Below are 18,085 nucleotides of genomic sequence, written 5' to 3' on the forward strand. Positions count from 1 at the left end.
GGAGTTGGTATCAGTGGGTTTACCAATTTATATTCAAATTCATAATGAGATTAAGCGAAATATTGAGGCGAACAAGTGGAAAATTGGTGATCGGATCCCCTCTGAACGCGAGTTGTCGACAGATTTCGGCGTGAGTCGGATGACGTTGCGGCAAGCTATCCAAACCTTGGTTGACGAGGGTATTTTGGAGCGCCGGGTTGGATCGGGAACGTTCGTTGCCAATCAAAAAGTGCAGGAGAAGATGGCCGGTGTGACCGGCTTTACGGACCTAATGCTTGCGCAAGGCAAGGTGCCGTCCAGCAAAACGATTTCGTATCACACGATGGAACCATCATTAAGTGAAATGGAAAAGCTCCACATCACCCAGGACCAGGCGGTTTTGCGAATGGAACGAATTCGATACGGGGATGAAGTGCCGATTTGTTTTGAAGTCGCTACGGTTCCGGAAAATATTGTTGAAGGACTGGAAAAGTCTGAGGTCACCAGCTCACTTTACCGAACGTTGGAACAAAAAAAGGGCCTGCAGATCGGCAAGGCCCAGCAAACCGTCTCGGCAATGCTGGCATCCGAACGCATTGCGGAGTATCTAAACATTAAGCGGGGAGAAGCAATTCTGCGGCTCAGACAAATTACCTATCTTCAAGACGGTCGTCCCTTTGAGTATGTTCGAACCCAATACGTTGGGGATCGATTTGAGTTTTATTTGGAAAAAGAATAATCTGTGGCAGCTCAAGACTGCTATGTAAAAAAGGGGTTGTGACAAAACTAACATTTTGCCGACAGCCCCTTGTTTTTTCAATTTTATATAGCCGGAACGTGTGCCAAAAGGCCGCTTCCTAGGTTATGCAACGCCGGCCATGAAATGCCAAGCCTCTTTGGCGGAAGCAAGCCCGCCTTTTGGCACACTCCCTTTTTGAGTTGAAAGGATGGGAATCAAAACGCTTTGGATCGTTCATTTGCCTTTAATTTGATTGATCACTGAGTTTTATCATCCGGGTGCTTGTGTTTCTTTGGCTGATCATACCAACTCGCGTAACTTGTCCGAATCAGATCGGTTACCCAAGTCATGAAAGCTGCCACAAATGCGAACACAATCCAGGAAGTCCAGTCATAGTAGCTACCCGTTTGTCGCATGACGACCATCCATAACACAAAATAAATGACGTAAAAATTCAATCTCGGCATTCTTAAGTAGCTGGTGACGTAAGCCAGCCCGTAAATCCCCAGCATCCCATACTGAGTATCTTGAATAGCCGGCTCGTGTTCAACCAAGTTGAGGATAATTCCAAGGCCGACAAAAATAATCAAGAAGTAAGTTAAATATTTGGGCGAAACGACTTTCATCATAAACCTCCTTCATAAGCGTCCTTATGAGTGCTTCCGAAATCTTTCCTGAAAGACTTGCCACAAATAACGGGGAAGAACCATCAACCGACCGATACGGCTGGGTTCTTTAACGACGCGATAAAGCCACTCCAGATGCAGCTTCTGCCAAGATTTTGGTGCCCGCTTAACGGTTCCGGTCAAGACATCGAATGAACCGCCAATTCCCATCCACAGGCCGTTTGAGGCAATTCGATTTTTATCGATAAATTCTTCCTGCTTGGGGTAGCCAGTCGCGACAAATACCATATCCGGTTCGGTTCGGCGAACGTCCTTCACGATATTTCGGTCGTCTCCAAAATAGCCGTCGTGGGTGCCGGCAATTTGAAGGTCGGGATAGTTTTTTTCCACGACTTTGCGTAATTTGCGGATCACGTCGGCTTTGGCACCGATAAAATATGCCGATTTATGGTTGTCATTTCCCCATTCCAACAGGTGAATAAATAGGTCGTATCCTGTAATTCGCTCTTTGATGGGTGTTTTCAGCATTTTGGCGCCGATGACAATGCCGATGCCGTCGGCGACGATGTAGTTGGCAGAAGTGATCAGTTTCTGATACGCTGGATGTTCCTTGGCGTACATCACAATTTCCGGATTGGCGGTGACGACAAATGTATTGATGCGCTGATCAATCTTTTCGTGTAAGACGTTTTGAAAGGCGGTTTCTGTTGTGTTTACAAAGGGAATTCCCAAGATAGACACTTTTTGGCTGTGACTTTGGTTGTCCATGATTACTCCTCAACAATTAATATCTTTCGAATCACTATCAATGCTTTTGTTAATAAACACAAAAATGATAGAATATAAACTAATTATATAACATTTACCTGGGAGGATAATGACACAATATGTCAGAACACGATAATTTAACGCTACATACCGATTTTTACGAGATCAACATGATGGCGACATATTTTCAAAAGCATATGGAAAACCGCAGGGCAGTCTTCGAAGTCTTTTTTCGAAAGCTTCCTTTTGGCAATGGGTATGCGGTGTTTGCGGGGCTTGAACATATCATCCAGTACATTGAAAATTTAAATTTTACTGATGATGATATCGATTATCTGCGAGAAGTTACCGATTATCCCGACAACTTTTTAGAATACTTAAGAAACTTTAAATTTAAGGGCACCATCAAATCAGCTTATGAAGGCGACATTGTTTTTGCCAATGAGCCGATTTTACAGGTCGAAGGAACACTTTGCGAGTGCCAATTGGTGGAAACCGCGATTTTGAATATGGTCAACTACCAGACATTGATTGCGACCAAGGCGTCACGCATCCGAACGGTGGTTGGAGACGATCCGTTGATGGAATTTGGCACCCGGCGCGCCCAGGAAGTTTCAGCCGCCCTTTGGGGAACCCGGGCTACAATCATCGGTGGATTTAACGCCACGTCCAATGTATTGGCCGGCAAGAAGTTTGGCATTCCCATCAGCGGTACTCACGCCCACTCATTGGTTGAGTCATTTGGCAACGACTACGACGCCTTCCATGCCTATGCGCAAACGCATCACGACTGTGTTTTTCTGGTCGATACCTACGACACGCTTAAAAGCGGGGTTCCAAGCGCGATTAAAGTCGCTAACGAAATGGGCGACAAGATTAATTTTGCCGGCGTCCGACTGGACTCAGGCGACATGGCCTACCTGTCCAAACGGGTTCGAGAAGTTCTCGACAACGCTGGATATCCCAATACCAAGATCTACGCGTCAAATGATTTGGACGAAACCACGATTGCCAGCTTGAAGATGCAGCACGCTAAAATCGACGTGTGGGGCGTCGGTACCAAAGTGATTACCGCTTTTGATCAGCCCGCACTGGGAGCCGTCTACAAAATGGTTTCCGTAGAAGACGGCAACGGTAAAATGGTGGATCGGATTAAAATTTCCGGCAACGCAGAGAAGGTCTCAACCCCCGGTAAAAAACAGGTTTGGCGGATTACCGACGCCAAGGACGGCAAATCAGAAGGCGATTATGTCACCTTAGCCGATGAAGACCCACGCAAAGAAAAGTCGATTTATATGTTCCATCCAAATTACACGTATATCAACAAGACGGTTGAGAATTTCGATGCCAAGCCGTTACTGAAGCCCATTTTTGAAAATGGCGAGTTGGTCTACGATCGGCCGAACTTAAAGCAGGTGGTTCACTACGCCGAAAAAGAATTGGCGTCGTTGTGGCCCGAATACAAGCGGGAATTAAACCCACAAAAGTATCCGGTCGACCTTTCCCAGAAGTGTTGGGATAACAAGCGAGACATTATTGAAAAAGTCCGCCAGTACGTGCAAGATATCAAATACTGATTAGAGGGATGCATGATGAGAGAAAAGCAACGAGAAATTATTGATGCACTGAAGGTTAAACCTAAGATTGACCCTGAAGAAGAGGTCCGCAGAAGCGTGGACTTTTTGAAGGCCTACCTCAAGAAGTTTACGTTCTTAAAAACGCTGGTACTTGGGATCTCTGGCGGACAAGATTCGACGTTGGCCGGCAAGCTTTCCCAAATGGCAATTGAAGAACTTCGGCAAGAAACTGGGGATGCCAGCTATCAATTTATTGCGGTCCGATTGCCTTATGGAATTCAAGCTGATGAATCAGATGCCTTGGAAGCGATTAGTTACATCAACGCCGACCAAGTTGCCCGAGTTGATATTAAGCCGGCAGTTGACGCTGCCGAAAAATCGGTTGAAGATAATCAGATTCAAATCGATGACTTTAACAAGGGAAACATCAAGGCCCGCCAACGGATGATTGCCCAGTACGCAATTGCCGGGGCAAAGAAAGGGGCCGTTGTCGGCACTGACCACGCCGCTGAAGCCGTGACCGGCTTTTACACGAAATTTGGAGATGGGGCTGCCGACATTACCCCGCTTTGGCGTTTGGATAAGGAACAGGGCAAACAATTGCTGAAGCTGCTGGGCGCTCCTGAACATCTCTATCAAAAGGTTCCGACTGCTGATTTGGAAGACAATCGGCCGGCGCTTCCGGATGAAGTTGCCCTCGGCGTTACCTACCAAGACATTGATGCTTATTTGGAAGGCCAAGATGTTTCGGTCAAGGCAGCTGAAACGATTGAAGGCTGGTACGACAAGACCCAGCATAAACGCCACACGCCGATTAACGTCTACGATACATTTTGGAAGTAGATATTTAGTGACTTTTCATTAGTGGTTAGGTATAATTACGATAAATAAAGGGAGTAACCAGCAATTTCGATTGCGATTATCTCGTCAACGTGAAATACTCGTATTTCCGGGATAAATCTTAAATGGTGAGACTTATGAATTCTTTTAGCGAGGAATTTATGGGTCTCTTTTCTTTTAGAGGAGGAAATCAATGAAACAAGAACAAAAACAGTTTTATCAGCGGACGGTCGATGACGTGATGAGCCAAATGAAGGCCAACCCGCGCGGCCTGACTGATCAGGAAGTCCGGGACCGTCGAGAACAGTTCGGTCCCAATAAATTAACGTCCAAGCGGCGGACAACGATCATCGAAAAGTTTTTTGCCCAGTTCAAGGATTTGATGATCATCATTTTGATTATCGCCGCGATTATCGCTGGATTCGCCGGTGAAACGGTGGACGCCATCATTATCCTTGCGGTTGTAATTTTAAACGCGATCTTTGGGGTATTTCAGGAATCGAAAGCAGAAAACGCGATTGATTCACTCAAAGAAATGTCGGCGCCAATGGCAACGGTTCTTCGAAATGGCGAGTCCCAGTCGGTTAAAAGCGAGGATATTGTCCCGGGAGACATTGTTCTTCTGGAGGCAGGAGACGTCGTGCCAGCCGATATTCGATTGACTGAAGCTAATTCCTTAAAGATTGAAGAAGCAGCCCTTACAGGTGAATCTGTGCCCGTTAACAAGCAGGTCACGCCAATTGTTGATCATGATTTACCATTGGGCGACCGAAAAAATCTTGGATTTATGAATAGTAACGTCACTTCCGGAAGGGCAGTCGGAGTGGTGATTGGAACCGGAATGAACACCGAAGTCGGAAAGATTGCCCACATGCTCAATACGACTGAAGAAACCACTACGCCACTTCAGGAAAACCTCAAATCGCTCGGGAAAATGCTGACCGTATTGATTCTGGTGATCGCGGTGATCGTTTTTGGTGTTGGGATGTGGCGGGGCCAGGAAAGCTTAATTAACATGCTTTTAACCGCCATCTCATTAGCTGTGGCCGCCATTCCTGAAGGACTCCCTGCGATCGTGACCGTGACGTTGGCGTTGGGAACCCAGCAGATGGCCCGCCACCGTGCGTTGATTCGTAAACTGCCGGCCGTTGAAACCCTTGGCAGTACGGACGTGATTGCCTCTGACAAGACTGGGACGTTGACCCAGAATAAAATGACGGTTGAAAAAGTCTTCCTAAACGAAAAGTTGACGGATTCAGCAGACGCAACGTTGTCTTTGAAGGATAAAATCGCCCAAATCATGGTTTTGAACAATGATACCAAATTTCAGGGCAATGAATTGGCCGGAGACCCCACTGAAACGGCACTGGTATCATTTTATTTAAATCAGGCCCAGCCGGTTCAACAGTTTATCAACGATCACAAACGACTGGCTGAAATTCCGTTTGACTCCGAACGAAAATTGATGTCAACTTACAATCAAATGGCCGATGGCAACATCATCATGACCATGAAGGGCGCGCCTGATCAGTTACTGGAACGGGCGACCCAAATCCAAGACGGCGACCAAGTTCGGCCAATGACTGATGAAGATAAACAACTAATTAGTCGGACCAACCATGATTTGGCGACTCAGGCACTTCGAGTGTTGGCCTTTGCCTACCGTAATGTTGATCAAGTGCCGACTGAGTTGACTTCGGCCGCTCAGGAACATGACATGATCTTCGTTGGGTTGATTGGGATGATTGATCCGGAACGGCCGGAAGTCGCCCAAGCGGTTGCCGAAGCCAAGTCGGCTGGTATCAAGTCGATCATGATTACCGGAGACCACCAGGACACCGCCCAAGCGATTGCCAAACGACTGGGCATATTGGGTCGTGGTGACAATCCCGGCGGAAAGGTAATTAACGGCGCCCAACTTGACGAATTATCAGACGCACAATTTAACAAAGAAGTGACCGATATTTCCGTTTACGCCCGGGTTGCCCCCGAACACAAGGTTCGAATCGTGAAGGCTTGGCAGAAGCAGGGAAAGGTGGTTGCCATGACGGGAGATGGTGTCAATGACGCACCAGCGCTCAAAACTGCCGATATTGGTGTCGGAATGGGGATTACCGGGACCGAAGTTTCCAAGGAAGCCTCTGACATGGTTTTAGCGGACGATAACTTCGCCACCATCGTGACGGCCGTCAAAGCGGGACGAAAAGTCTTCGCCAACATTCAAAAGTCACTGCAGTACCTGCTGTCCGCCAACCTCGGTGAAGTATTGACCCTGTTTGTCATGACCATGATGGGGTGGCAGATTTTGGCCCCCGTTCAAATTTTGTGGATCAACCTGGTAACGGACACGTTCCCGGCGATTGCACTGGGTGTTGAACCGGCTGAACCCGGTATCATGAAACGCAAACCACGGGGAAGAACGTCAAACTTCTTATCCGGTGGGATTATGACCAACATTTTGTACCAGGGCTTTTTTGAAGGGTTCATTACGCTGGCCGTTTACGCCTTTGCGATTACCAATCCGGTCCACGCGTCAGATGCGCTGGCCCACGCGGATGCGTTAACGATGGCCTACGCCACCCTTGGCTTAATTCAGCTGTTCCACGCCTTTAACTCCAAAACCATTCACGAGTCCATTTTCAGAGTCGGCTTGTTTAAGAACAAGTTCTTTAATTGGGCTTTGCTGGGGTCGGCAATCTTACTCATCGGCACAATTGTGATTCCAGGATTCAACAACATGTTCCACGTGACCGAACTCACCGCATCTCAATGGCTGGTGGTTGTCTTCGCCGGCTTTATGATCGTTGTTGTGTCAGAAGTAGTAAAATATATCCAGAGACATATTTCCCACAAATAAAAAGTTAAAAGAAGGACTGATATTTTGAAACCACAAGATATGCAACGATACGCAAAAGTTGTTTCCGACGTCATCAACGCCACCGAAGAAAACGGCGAAGATTTAAATGCTGACTACGAAACGTTAAGACACGCCATTGATCATGACACCATTGCTGATTTGAGCGGCGACAAACTCAAAGCAATTAAGGATCATTTTCAAGCCGGAACCGATCAGTACCAAGATAACGTCAACAAGCTCCAGCAGGTGGCCGTTCCGGTCAAATTACTGGGCAGACACAAGGTGTTGATTCGCCATTACGAGGACTACGCAAACGCCTGCCAGGCGATGACCGACAGTCTTGATCCGGACAATGACACGATTGATACCGACAAGTTCAATCAGTCAGAAAAGGATCAGGAAAGCAGCATTGCCAAGGTGTCCAGCGCAACGACGCGGATTATGGGAAGTATTTAGTCAAATATCGATTCGAGTTTGAGCACCTAAATTACTGAGGACATTTTCTGTTCTGAAAAAGCCTCCTGATTGCCGGATGAAAGGTCATTCATCCAGCAGTCAGGAGGCTTTTGTGATACCAACTATCATTTGAAACGGGTATAGCAGCGCGATTGGGCCGGCTCAGCATTTAAGCGGGCATTCACGATTTCATTGTTCGTAACTGTAAGTCGGCGTTAAAAAACTGTGGGTATGCCAAGTAGCAGGCAATCGTACTGCCGATGCTGGTAGCAGCCATCAGCATGAAGGTGACCATGATTTGGTACATGATCGCCTTGGTTGGATCGACGCCGGCAAAAATCAAACCGGACATCATCCCCGGAAGACTGACCAGCCCAACAGTTTTGGCTGAGTCAACTGTCGGGCTCATTCCCGTTCGAATGGCTTCTCTAACCACATTAATCGCCGTTTGGTAGCGAGTCGCTCCCAGCGCCAGCTTTTCCAACAGTCCTTGGCGCTTATCGTGAAACTGACTGTTGAGGCTTCTGTAAGCCAGGCCAATAGCGACCATCGCGTTACTGGCAATCATTCCGGACACGGGCACAATCTGGCTGGGAACAAAGGCGATCGCTTTTGCCAACACCAGTAAGCCGATTGTGACGCCAGTGGCCACCGTGATTGCCAGAAGGCTAATCACAAACGCATAGGGGATGCCGCGGGCACGTCCCCGAGCGTTCCAGGCGGCGTTAAAGACAATAATTCCTACCATGAGTAGTGTCAGCCAGGCGCGATTGACCGAAATGATGTACGTCAAGACGTAACCGACAACCGTCAGTTGGATAACGGCTCGGATGACGCCGATCACCAAATCTTTTTCCAGCCCAATTTTTTCTTTAAGGCTGATAAAAAACGCCACAGCAACCAAGGCAACCGCAAAAATTAATGCAGTTGGCGTTACAATTAATTGATTCATGCCGTCACCGCCATTTCGCCAGCAGCGATGGTGATCAGTCGATCAGCCGCTGCTAATTCGGATTCATCATGCGTCACGGTGATGATCGTGACCCCCTGCTTCATGAAATTATTAATCACTTGATGGACCGTGTCCTTTGAGTCGGCGTCCAGACCGGTGGTAATTTCGTCTAATAATAATACTTTTGGTGTAAAAATCAGATTCCGAATCAAAGCGACCCGCTGCTTTTCACCACCTGAAAGCTCTGTGATCGGCTTATCGAGCATATCGTCTGGCAAGTTGACTTCTGCCAGTGCGTTTACCATGCGGTCATGGTCAACTTGTTCCTGGCGGATTTGGAAGGGAAAGGCCAAATTATCCGCCACAGTTTCGCCAAATAGACTGGGTTGTTGATAACAGTATGAGACCAGGCGGCGGTAAGCAGTCTTGTCGTAAGTTTCCTGAGGACGACCTGAGAATAAAATCTGACCCTGTGTGGGTGTGAGTAGGGTCGCCAACAATAAGAGCAGGGTACTCTTGCCAGAACCCGACGGGCCGGTAATGGTTACAAATTCGCCGGGTGCCACCGTGAACGAAATATGCGCTAACAGTGTCCGCTTCGATACCGTCAAACCGACGTCTTGCAGGTCAAAAATTGTTTCTGCCATTTCGACTATCTCCTTCTCATTTGATAAGTCGATTGTATAAGATAGCGCTTACAATGTCACTTAAAGCGATTCTTAATTTGTAACTATGACAAATTAGCTTTTTAAAGTAGCTCTTTTTATTTGCCGTTCAGTTGGATTTTACAGCGTCGTCAAAATTACCAAATATTAGACGAAATTAATAATGATTCTATTCTGAGACTGATATGGGCAATCTATTTTGTTGATTGGCTGCGAATCATGTTGCAGATTTTAACACGGTTTAAGGCCAATTCAGTTAGCCCGGCATGCTATAATTAAACGTGACATTATTGACGAGGTGGAATAAATGAACGAAGCATTGATACACAAGATTCATCACGATTTACCGAAAATCCGGGAAAAACAGATTGCCGAAACTTTGAAGATGCTCGATGAAGGCGACACGGTTCCTTTCATCGCCCGGTATCGAAAAGAGCGGACGGAAAATCTGGATGAAGTTGAAATCCGAGATATTCAAGACGCCGCTCACCGGATTCAAACCCTTGATAAACGTAAAGAAGAAGTTATCAAGATTATTGATGAACAGCAGGCGCTGACCCCCGAATTAAAAAAGCAAATTGAACAGGCCCCAGTCCTTCAACAAGTTGAAGATCTTTATTTGCCGTACAAACAAAAGCGGCGGACCAAGGCAACGATTGCCAAAGAACGTGGTTTGGAACCTTTAGCAAAAGCGGCCGTGCGATTTGCTTCGGATTTATCCGCGCAAGTGAAACAAGCCGTTGATCCCGACAAGGAACTCCCTGACGAGGCGGCCGTTTTGGCTGGTGTTCATGAAATTATTGCTGAAGAAGCCGGTGACCGCGCTGATTTTCGTAACTGGGTTCGTGGGAATACCCAAGCGTACGGCCAACTGGTCGCCAAAGTGAAACGAGATGGCAAAACCCTTGATGAAGAAGGGATTTATCAGCAATACTACGATTTCAGCCAGCCGATCAAATCGATTCCATCATTTAGGACACTTGCAATCAACCGTGGCGAAAAAGAAAAGATTTTAAACGTTAAAGTCGATGTCAACGAAACGCCGATCCTGTGGCACTTAAAAGCCAACACGGTGGGAAACCGGCAGGGCTATGCCGCAGATATCGTCGCAGCCGCCATCGAAGATGCTTATCATCGATTTATCGGACCGGCGATCGAACGGGAAATTCGCAAACAATTAACGGATATTGCGGCCGATCACGCGATCGATATTTTTGGCAAGAACCTCTACAATCTATTGATGCAGGCGCCAATGAAGGGAAAAGTCGTGATGGGCTTTGACCCGGCTTATCGAACCGGCTGTAAATTAGCCGTCGTCGATCCAAATGGTAAGTATTTGGACAAAACCGTTATCTATCCCCATAAGCCGGCAAGCGAAGCGAAACGCAAAGCGGCCAAGGGACTGTTCATTGATTTTATCAATAAAAATCACGTTGAAATGATTGCGATCGGAAATGGGACTGCCAGCCGGGAATCCGAGCAGTTCGTCGCGGATGCCATTAAAGACATTAAGTCGCCGGTGTATTACGTGATCGTCAACGAGGCTGGCGCGTCAGTTTATTCAGCCAGCCAAGTTGCCAGAGACGAATTTCCCGACTTTAGTGTTGAACAAAGGTCAGCTGTCAGCATTGCCCGTCGACTGCAGGATCCACTGGCTGAACTGGTTAAAATTGATCCACAATCAATCGGTGTCGGTCAATACCAACACGATGTTCCCCAAAAGCAGTTGGGGGAACAATTGGATCAAGTCGTTGAAACAGCAGTTAACCGGGTCGGTGTTAATTTAAATACGGCCAGTCCGGAGCTGCTCGTTCATATTTCCGGGTTAACCAAAACGACGGCTCAAAATATCGTTTCGTATCGAAATGAAACTGGGCAGTTTGAGAATCGTTCACAACTCAAGAAGGTTCCCCGGCTTGGCCCAAAGGCATTTGAACAATCGGTTGGTTTCTTACGGATTATCGGCGGTTCCAATCCCTTGGACAATACCGATATCCATCCGGAGAGTTACGCCGCCGCGAAAAAATTGATGAAACAACATGGCTTGGCCATTGATCAATTAGGTGATGCGACCGTCTCAGCTGCTTTGAGTAACGTTCATTTAACTGAGGAAGCCCAGGCGATCGGTGTCGGTGAAGAAACCCTTAAAGACATTATTAAGGGCGTTGAAACACCTGGTCGGGATTTACGGGATGAAATGCCGGCACCACTCTTGCGAAAAGACGTGTTGACGATGGAAGATTTGAAGCCGGGGATGAAGCTTCAGGGGACCGTTCGGAATGTTGTGGATTTCGGTGTCTTTGTCGACATTGGCGTCAAACAAGATGGCCTGGTCCATATTTCCAAGTTAAGCGATCATTTCGTCAAAGATCCCAGTAAAGTGGCTTCAGTCGGTGATATTGTGACGGTTTGGATTGAATCGGTTGATCTTGATCGACATCGGATCCAGTTGACAATGGTCGATCCTGAAGGTTAGGTGAAAATTTTCAATGAATGATCAAGAATTACAAACGTTAGTCGAAACGATTTCAATCAAATATTTTGCTAAACCGTTCGTCCACCGGGCATACTTTAATCGTCGGTTGAAAACAACCGGCGGCAGATATCATTTAAGCGATCACAACATTGATATCAATCCCAAAATGGACGATGGTACCACCCACGAGGTATTGATCGGCATCATCAAGCATGAATTGTGTCATTATCATCTCCATTTGGCGGGATATAGCGCCGGCCACAACACCAAACAGTTTAAACAGCTGTTAAAAGCGGTTGGCGGCTCCCGGTACGCGCCACGAATTAACGGTCGCACGTCGCAAATCAAATATTTTTATCGATGTGTGTCCTGCGGGATGGAGTATCATAGAAGAAGAAGGATTAACACCGTCAAGTACGTTTGTGGCCGTTGCCATGGCAAATTGCAGCTGGTTAACGAGATCAAACAACAAGGCGCATAGAAAGGAGATTTGGCATGGCAAAACTTATTATCAGAGTTCCAGCGACTTCAGCAAATCTGGGATCGGGGATTGATTCGGTTGGATTGGCGCTGCAGCTATATTACACAGTGATTGTGGAAGAAAAAACCGACGAGTGGAAAGTCAACCACGCACTTGGAAAAGACATTCCAACCGATGAAAATAACCTGATTGTGCAAGCAATTCTCAAAGTGAACGCGGAGATTCATCCCCACCAGCTCACGGTTATTTCGGACGTTCCTATCGCCCACGGCTTAGGCTCAAGTACGACGGCAGTGGTTGCCGGTATCAAAATTGCGAACAAATTAGGCGATTTGGGGCTCTCGATTGAAGACCAGATTAATTTGGGTGCGAAATTTGAAGGTCATCCGGAAAATGTTGCCGCAGCTTTACTGGGGAGCTTGGTCGTTTCGAGCTATGATGGTGACCAAACGATCGCCACATCGATTCCGATCCCCGATATTTCGGCTCTGATGTACATTCGACCAGATGGTGTCAGCGAGGAAAAGAGTCGCCAAAAACTGCCCAAACAGCTTGATTATGATCAGGCGGTTCAGCAAAGTAGTCGGGAAAACGTCTTTATTGCGCTTGCGGCTCAAGGAAAATGGGACCAGGCAGTCTCCTTAATTGAAGCGGATCAGCTTCATGAGCCTTATCGCAAGGACTTGGTCCCTGAAATCGATACGATTCGAAAAACCGCCCACAAACTAGGAATTTACGGCACGTATTTAAGTGGTGCTGGGCCAACGGTGGCGACCTTAGGCGATCAAGCGTCGTTAACACAACTTCGAATTGAATTGGAACAACAAAATTTAAATGGTAGTCTCAGGCTTTTGCGGATCGATACGGAAGGTGCAACCGTCCGCGGCGAATAATTTTAAAAAAGGGTTTGTCAATTGAGAAAATTTCTGCTATAATTTTTAATTGTTGATGCGGCCATGGCGGAATTGGCAGACGCGCAAGATTAAGGATCTTGTCGGGATTATCCCGGTGGAAGTTCGAATCTTCTTGGCCGCATGGTTAAAGTTCGAATCACTATCATCTAAATAGTGATTCGGACTTTTTTATTGTGTTGTATGTGATCTATTTTTCAAATAATAATATAGTTGGGGTGTCGGAATGAATTACTTGATTTTTGATGTAGATGGAACATTGATTGATACTGAGAAAATGTACATGCTGCCGTTACAAAAAACGCTCAATGAAAATGGCTATGATTTTTCGTATGCCGACGTGGTCAAAGTATTTGGGATTACGTCACTTGATGCTGTCAAAATTCTGGGAGTCAGCGATCCGGAAGCGATCCAAAAGCAATGGTTTGCTAAAATCAAAGACTATACCCAATACACAACCGTTTATGACGGAATCGAACCTGTTTTGAAGACCCTTCACGACCGGTCGGATGTCAAGATGGCGATCGCAACTTCCAAGCAAAAGGATGAATTTGAACGAGATGTTACCCGGTTTGGCTTGGATCAGTATTTTGACAAATTTGTATTCTCAAATGAAATCAAGCATGGTAAGCCCGCTCCTGACATGATTTTAAAGGGGATCGAAAAATTGGCTGCCGATCCGGCTTCAACCATTTATGTTGGGGATACGGTGTATGATTTAAAGGCGGCTCACGCAGCTAACGTCGGCTTTGCTTTGGCGGGATGGCGAACGAAGAAAACAGCTGACTTCCAAACCAGCGACTATGATCTGAAGACGCCAAACGAACTGTTATCAATTGTGTAGTTAACGGTCAATGATCATGTTTTTGTGATATATTTGGTGTAAACAAGTTTCGTCGATAGAGACAGAAAATAGGTGAACAATTTGATTTCAATTCTTGTAGTCAGTCATGGTGATCTGGCCAACAGTTTGATTCACACGGCAGAAATGATTGCCGGAAAACAAGAGCAGGTTCAAACCGTCACGTTGGCGGCCAATGATGGTGTTGACTCGTTGTCCGCAAAGGTTGACGCTGCGATGGCCAAGCTGCCGGCTGATCAACCGACGTTAATTTTCGCAGATCTGTGGGGTGGGTCGCCGTTTAACGCGGCAGCACAAATTGTCGGAAAAGATCCGACTCATACCGCCTTAATTGCCGGGGTTAATTTACCCATTCTTTTGGAAGCCTATATGGCGAGAAATTCAACACTGACTGAATTGGTGAATAAGATAACCGAAATTTCAACCGATTCAATTCGCCAGTTTACAATGCCGACACAAGATGATGATTTGGGAGATGATTTGCTATGACAATGGATATTCGACTCGCCAGAGTGGACAGCCGACTGCTGCATGGTCAAGTGGCAACTTTTTGGACGCGACACGTCAAACCCAACCGGATTATGGTAGTTTCCGACTCGGTCGCAAAGGACCCGTTGCGTAAAACACTAATTACGCAGGTTGCACCCCCTGGTGTGAAAGCCAACGTCGTGACAATTAACAAAATGATTCGGGCCTACTTTGATTCCCGCTTTGACTCATTTAATACCTTGCTGCTGACCGAAACCGTTGAAGATATGTTGAAGCTGGCAGAGGGTGGCGTTGATTTTTCCAAGATTGGCGTTAATATTGGCAGCATTGCCTATACGGATGGCATGACCATGTTGACTGACGCAATTTCAATGAACCCAGAAATTGCCAAACAGATTCGGACGTTGGCGGGTGATTTTAAGTTGGATGTCTATGCCCAAAAGATTCCTGCCGAGAAAAAAGAGAATCTGTTAACGTTACTGGACAAAAAAGGTTTTTAATTTGTAGAGGATAAATTAATGAGCTTTGGATCGTCAATTTTAGTGATGCTGATTGCATTCGTCGTCGGCGTAGACGGTATTTTGGACGAATGGCAGATTTTTCAGCCAATAGTTGCTTGTACACTCATTGGTGCCGCGTGTGGAAATTTAACCGCCGGCATCATTTTTGGCGCGACTTTACAAATGATTACCATTGGCTGGATTAATGTTGGGGCCGCAGTGGCGCCGGATATCGGACTGCCTGCCGTTGTTTCGGCGCTGTTGGTCTGTGGACCGGTGGCGCTTAGTATTAAGCACGGGATCGCGCTGACAATTCCGCTGGCGGTAGTTGGTCAATTACTGAATGTCTTTATTCGAAAGACGATTGTTAAAATTACCCACCAGGCAGATCAGGCAGCTGCGACCGGTGATCTGGCCCGCCTCACTCGGGTACACTTATTGAGTATGGGCGTTCAAGGCCTTCGGGTGTTGATTCCGACTATTTTGGTGATGCTGATTTCACCACCGGCGATCAAAATGGTGATCGATGACATCCCCAATGCAGTGACCAATGGGATTGCGGTTTCAGTCGGGATGATTGCCGCCGTCGGGTTTGCCAACCTGATCAACATGATGGTGAGCCGATCGTTATGGCTGTGGTTTTTCCTGGGATTTTTGATAGCGATATTCACCCATATTAGCATTTTTATTTTGGCAGCAGCTGGGCTGATCGTTGCCATCAGTTACGTTTGGGTGATGAACAAACGCCACGGCTCGTCCGCGGATGACGGTGGAAGTGGCGATGATTTGGACGATTTTGATAAGGAACTGGATGACTTGTAAGGGGGAAGAAGCGTTGATCAAAACGATGACTCATAGTGACTCAAACAACGGCGGTCCAATTCGGCTGCGATCAAGCGACTTTCTTCGCATCTTTTGGCGGTCCAGCTTTGAGCAGGGGTCTTGGAACTTTGAACGGATGCAAAACGTTGGATTTGCCTATATTATGGCCCCCGCTATCAATCGCCTCTATCCGGATTTAAATGACCGCAAGCAGGCGATGAAACGGCACCTGCAATTCTTCAACACGGCGCCAATTATGCAGTCGCTGATTACCGGTGTCGTCCTTTCCATGGAAGAACAAAAAGCCAATGGCCTGCCGGTTAGCGATGAAAGCATCAATTCGGTTAAAACGGCTATGATGGGGCCGATGGGTGGCTTTGGCGATCCTGTCTGGCTGGGAACAGTTCGGCCGGTTTTATCCGCATTTGCGGCTAGTTTGGTTTTGACTGGATTTGGCATTTGGGGGCCAATTCTGTTCTTCTTTGCTTGGAACATTTTAAGGTTGGCTTTTCGTTATTTGACGCAGATGGCCGGCTACCGTCGGGGTGCCGATATTATTAATGTTTTTAATACCGGTATTATCAAAAATGCGGGTAATGCGACTTCCATTTTTGGGACGTTCATGATGGGCGCAATCGTTGCCCGTTGGGTTAAAGTTGATTTTGCGTCGGTTTCGACGTTTATTTCAAACCATACGCTGGTTCAAGTGTTGAATTCAACGGTCGACGTGCTGGCCCCAATTGGACTGACGTTTGCTTGCATTTGGTTGATTCGAAAACAAGTTTCGCCCATTTGGATTATTTTAGGGTTGTTTTTATTGGGAATCCTGGGTTATATGGTTGGCGTTTTAGTTTAAAACAGGATACATAAAACGAGAGTGAAACACGAGCATTTGCTCATGTCTCACTCTCGTTTTTTAATTTGTTAATTAATAGCCGGTGTAACTGGAAGTCGACGATTGATCAGCGCCTTGGCCATCATCAGTTGCCGTTTGTGTCGATTGTAATTTTGAAGATTTACTCAAACCAAGTGATGCGCGAATATCATTAGAGACCCGCAATAGTTCAGTTTGTGGAACCACCTGATAGGAGAGGCCATCGATCATGGCGTTTTCTCCTTGGAGTGTTTGTGACTTAATGTGGTGGGTTGCATCACCGTACTTGGCGCGAATGGCAATCATATCATCAAATGTCATATCGGTTTTCATATTTCCGGATAACGATGACAAAATCGACTTGTAACGGGGAAGGGAAGTAATGTTAAGCCCCTTCATGACCAACTTCTTGATGATTTGGCGTTGACGAGCTTGACGTCCGTAATCACCACGGGGATCGTCATCACGCATTCTGGAGTAATCCAGTGCCGCACGACCGTTTAAATGAATCTTCTTACCCTTGACGACGTTTGCTGCACCATACTTAAATGTCAGTGGCGGGGTTACGTCAACGCCACCAACGGCATTGACCATCTTTTCTAAGCCGCCCATGTTAATGATCGCATAGAAATCAATCGGAACATCCAATAGATTCTGAACAGTTTTAACAGCTGTCCCAGCACCACCAATTGTATAAGCAGCGTTGATTTTTTCATATGGCTGGGTATCACCTGGGACGACAACCTTAGTGTCCCGGGCAATACTGGTCAAATGAATGGTCTTTTTCTTCGGGTTGACGGAAGCAACGATCATCGTGTCCGTTCGACCGGTATCGTGTCGGCCTAAGGCACCGGTATCAGTTCCTAACAACAGGATTGATAATGGTTTACCTTGCTGAATGACTGAAGAAACATTTCTAGCCTTTTGGACATTTGTAGAATCATATGTCTTCGTAAAGGTTGACTTGGCACTTTTATAAGCACTGTAACCCCAGACCAATCCGCCGCCTAGCGCGAGGAGTAGTACAAAGAAAATACTCCAGCCAATAATCCGGCGTCTTCGATGATTCTTTTTCTTATAGTGGGGCTTTTTATCCGACCGTCTTGAATAGACTGGTTCAAAATCATTATTATTATCTTTATCTGATGGCATATTGACTCCTCATTTACAAAAAAATTCTTACAAAAGTATATTGCAGTTTAGTATTGGAT

General features: G+C 46.5%; 18 protein-coding genes and 1 tRNA gene. 14 read left to right on the forward strand and 5 right to left on the reverse strand.

Translation table 11 applies throughout. From position 1 onward, the window contains the following. Positions 1–13 precede the first annotated feature (13 nt). Positions 14–718, forward strand: a complete 705-nt coding sequence (locus tag FC51_RS06290; RefSeq protein ID WP_057910325.1) for a GntR family transcriptional regulator — start codon at positions 14–16, stop codon at positions 716–718. 257 nt (positions 719–975) lie between these two features. Here the strand turns inward: FC51_RS06290 and FC51_RS06295 are convergent, their stop codons facing one another. Next, on the reverse strand, positions 976–1,344 hold the full coding sequence (locus tag FC51_RS06295) for a hypothetical protein (protein WP_057910324.1): 369 nt from the start codon (positions 1,342–1,344) through the stop codon (positions 976–978). Between the two features lie 24 nt (positions 1,345–1,368). Continuing rightward, positions 1,369–2,112 (reverse strand): WecB/TagA/CpsF family glycosyltransferase, encoded by a 744-nt coding sequence (locus FC51_RS06300; RefSeq protein WP_057910323.1) that lies wholly within the window; start codon positions 2,110–2,112, stop codon positions 1,369–1,371. A 119-nt stretch (positions 2,113–2,231) separates the two neighbouring features. On the opposite strand from FC51_RS06300, the gene FC51_RS06305 reads away from it, so the two are divergent. The 4 genes from FC51_RS06305 (at position 2,232) to FC51_RS06320 (ending at position 7,842) form a co-directional block, all read left to right on the forward strand. Then, positions 2,232–3,689 carry a nicotinate phosphoribosyltransferase gene (locus tag FC51_RS06305; RefSeq protein ID WP_057910322.1) on the forward strand — a complete coding sequence of 486 codons (1,458 nt, stop codon included), beginning with the start codon at positions 2,232–2,234 and terminating at the stop codon, positions 3,687–3,689. Between the two features lie 15 nt (positions 3,690–3,704). Continuing rightward, positions 3,705–4,532, forward strand: coding sequence for an ammonia-dependent NAD(+) synthetase (gene nadE, locus FC51_RS06310; protein ID WP_057910321.1), 828 nt, complete (start codon positions 3,705–3,707; stop codon positions 4,530–4,532). Between the two features lie 190 nt (positions 4,533–4,722). Further along, positions 4,723–7,386 carry a calcium-translocating P-type ATPase, PMCA-type gene (locus tag FC51_RS06315; RefSeq protein ID WP_057910320.1) on the forward strand — a complete coding sequence of 888 codons (2,664 nt, stop codon included), beginning with the start codon at positions 4,723–4,725 and terminating at the stop codon, positions 7,384–7,386. A 24-nt stretch (positions 7,387–7,410) separates the two neighbouring features. Further along, positions 7,411–7,842, forward strand: a complete 432-nt coding sequence (locus FC51_RS06320; protein WP_057910319.1) for a hypothetical protein — start codon at positions 7,411–7,413, stop codon at positions 7,840–7,842. A 181-nt stretch (positions 7,843–8,023) separates the two neighbouring features. Here FC51_RS06320 and FC51_RS06325 read toward each other — a convergent pair whose 3' ends face one another. Then, entirely contained in the window at positions 8,024–8,794 is a 771-nt protein-coding gene (locus tag FC51_RS06325; RefSeq protein ID WP_057910318.1) for an ABC transporter permease, read from the reverse strand. Next, the gene (locus tag FC51_RS06330) at positions 8,791–9,441 is read right to left on the reverse strand and encodes an ABC transporter ATP-binding protein (RefSeq protein ID WP_057910317.1); all 651 of its coding nucleotides are present in this window, start codon (positions 9,439–9,441) and stop codon (positions 8,791–8,793) included. Before FC51_RS06330 ends, FC51_RS06325 begins: the two co-directional genes overlap by 4 nt. A 325-nt stretch (positions 9,442–9,766) precedes the next feature. Here FC51_RS06330 and FC51_RS06335 point away from each other — a divergent pair, with 325 nt between their 5' ends. The 9 genes from FC51_RS06335 to FC51_RS06375 all read left to right on the forward strand — a co-directional run bounded on the left by FC51_RS06335 (position 9,767) and on the right by FC51_RS06375 (position 16,856). After that, a complete protein-coding gene (locus FC51_RS06335; RefSeq protein WP_057910316.1) occupies positions 9,767–11,935 on the forward strand; it encodes a Tex family protein in 2,169 nt (722 codons plus the stop codon). Between the two features lie 13 nt (positions 11,936–11,948). Then, positions 11,949–12,416 (forward strand): SprT family protein, encoded by a 468-nt coding sequence (locus FC51_RS06340; protein ID WP_057910315.1) that lies wholly within the window; start codon positions 11,949–11,951, stop codon positions 12,414–12,416. 14 nt (positions 12,417–12,430) lie between these two features. Then, positions 12,431–13,309 (forward strand): homoserine kinase, encoded by an 879-nt coding sequence (thrB, locus tag FC51_RS06345; RefSeq protein ID WP_057910314.1) that lies wholly within the window; start codon positions 12,431–12,433, stop codon positions 13,307–13,309. A 57-nt stretch (positions 13,310–13,366) separates the two neighbouring features. Beyond that, a tRNA-Leu gene (locus FC51_RS06350) sits at positions 13,367–13,451 on the forward strand. Positions 13,452–13,553: 102 nt separating this feature from the next. After that, positions 13,554–14,171 carry an HAD family hydrolase gene (locus FC51_RS06355; protein ID WP_057910313.1) on the forward strand — a complete coding sequence of 206 codons (618 nt, stop codon included), beginning with the start codon at positions 13,554–13,556 and terminating at the stop codon, positions 14,169–14,171. A 72-nt stretch (positions 14,172–14,243) separates the two neighbouring features. Further along, a complete protein-coding gene (locus FC51_RS06360; protein ID WP_225355048.1) occupies positions 14,244–14,678 on the forward strand; it encodes a PTS sugar transporter subunit IIA in 435 nt (144 codons plus the stop codon). Continuing rightward, positions 14,675–15,178: a PTS sugar transporter subunit IIB gene (locus tag FC51_RS06365; protein WP_057910312.1), complete on the forward strand. Its 504-nt coding sequence runs from the start codon at positions 14,675–14,677 to the stop codon at positions 15,176–15,178. The genes FC51_RS06360 and FC51_RS06365 overlap by 4 nt, the downstream gene beginning before the upstream one ends. An 18-nt stretch (positions 15,179–15,196) precedes the next feature. Continuing rightward, positions 15,197–16,000 (forward strand): PTS sugar transporter subunit IIC, encoded by an 804-nt coding sequence (locus tag FC51_RS06370; protein WP_057910311.1) that lies wholly within the window; start codon positions 15,197–15,199, stop codon positions 15,998–16,000. 13 nt (positions 16,001–16,013) lie between these two features. Next, positions 16,014–16,856, forward strand: coding sequence for a PTS system mannose/fructose/sorbose family transporter subunit IID (locus FC51_RS06375; protein ID WP_375710470.1), 843 nt, complete (start codon positions 16,014–16,016; stop codon positions 16,854–16,856). A gap of 72 nt (positions 16,857–16,928) precedes the next feature. Here the strand turns inward: FC51_RS06375 and FC51_RS06380 are convergent, their stop codons facing one another. Further along, complete coding sequence (locus FC51_RS06380) at positions 16,929–18,026, reverse strand: LCP family protein (protein ID WP_057910310.1); 1,098 nt, start codon at positions 18,024–18,026, stop codon at positions 16,929–16,931. Positions 18,027–18,085 lie beyond the last annotated feature (59 nt).

The sequence above is a fragment of the Lentilactobacillus parabuchneri DSM 5707 = NBRC 107865 genome (assembly GCF_001435315.1).
In the GTDB taxonomy this organism is placed as follows: domain Bacteria; phylum Bacillota; class Bacilli; order Lactobacillales; family Lactobacillaceae; genus Lentilactobacillus; species Lentilactobacillus parabuchneri.